The sequence below is a fragment of the Neisseria sp. P0001.S005 genome (assembly GCF_051963715.1).
This window is the reverse complement of record NZ_JBQCTZ010000407.1, coordinates 1-1259: the sequence shown is the minus strand read 5'-3', so window position 1 is coordinate 1259 and position 1259 is coordinate 1. Positions and strand designations below refer to the sequence as shown.

2 protein-coding genes are annotated in these 1259 nt (G+C 49.8%); both read left to right on the top strand.

Annotated features, from left to right (window positions below; translation table 11 throughout):
- Positions 1-447 (top strand): 30S ribosomal protein S2 (gene rpsB, locus ACTHSP_RS20645; protein ID WP_440346841.1); only part of this gene is annotated, 447 nt, incomplete at its 5' end.
- A gap of 123 nt (positions 448-570) precedes the next feature.
- Positions 571-1259 (top strand): translation elongation factor Ts (gene tsf, locus ACTHSP_RS20640; protein ID WP_440346840.1); only part of this gene is annotated, 689 nt, incomplete at its 3' end.

Here is a 1259-nt window from a genome sequence, read left to right as displayed (position 1 = left end):
CGCTGGTTGGGTGGTATGCTGACTAACTACAAAACCGTTAAGCAATCCATCAAACGCCTGGAAGAAAAAACTGCTGCTCTGGAAAACGCTGCCGAAGGCGGTTTCAACAAAAAAGAAATTCTGGAAATGCAACGCGACGTTGAAAAACTGGAACGTTCTTTGGGCGGTATCAAAAACATGAAAGGCCTGCCTGACGCGATTTTCGTTATCGATACCGGCTACCAAAAAGGTACTTTGGTTGAAGCTGAAAAACTGGGCATCCCTGTTATCGCCGTAGTCGATACCAACAACAGCCCTGACGGCGTGAAATACGTTATCCCTGGTAACGATGACTCCGCTAAAGCTATCCGCCTGTACTGCCGCGGCATCGCCGACGCAGTTTTGGAAGGCAAAAACCAAGCGCTGCAAGAAACTGTAGCTGCTGCCCAAGAAGCTGCTGCCGAGTAATTCGGTACACAGAAGAGGGGCGTTATGCCCCTTTTCTCAAATCCCGTTCTGAAATCCGTTTCAGACGGCCACTATTTCCAAACACGGCAATCGCCGTGTTCCCAAAAATCTAGGAGATTCAAAATGGCAGAAATTACTGCAAAAATGGTTGCCGACCTGCGCGCCGCTACCGGCCTGGGCATGATGGAATGCAAAAAAGCCTTGGTTGAAGCTGAAGGCAACTTCGACAAAGCCGAAGAAATCCTGCGTATTAAATCTGGTGCGAAAGCCGGTAAACTGGCTGGCCGTACTGCTGCCGAAGGCGTATTGGCTTACGCGATCAACGGCAATGTCGGCGCATTGGTTGAAGTAAACTGCGAAACCGACTTTGTTGCTAAAGACGCCGGTTTCGTAGAATTTGCCAACTTCGTTGCTAAAACTGCTGCCGAGAAAAAACCGGCTTCTGTTGAAGAACTGAGCGAACTGGTTGAGGCAGAACGCAAAGCCATCATCGCTAAATTGGGCGAGAACATGTCTGTTCGCCGCTTCCAAGTGATCGACACTGCCAACCAACTGGTTGCCTACATCCACGGTGCTTTGGCTACCGAAGGCGTATTGGTTGAGTTCAAAGGCTCTGAAGACGTAGCACGCAAAATCGGTATGCACATCGTTGCCGCTAAACCACAATGCGTAAGCGAAGCCGAAGTAGATGCTGAAACCGTTGAAAAAGAACGCCACATCTACACCGAACAAGCGATCGCTTCCGGCAAACCTGCCGACATCGCCGCTAAAATGGTTGAAGGCCGTATCCGCAAATTCTTGGCTGAAATCAC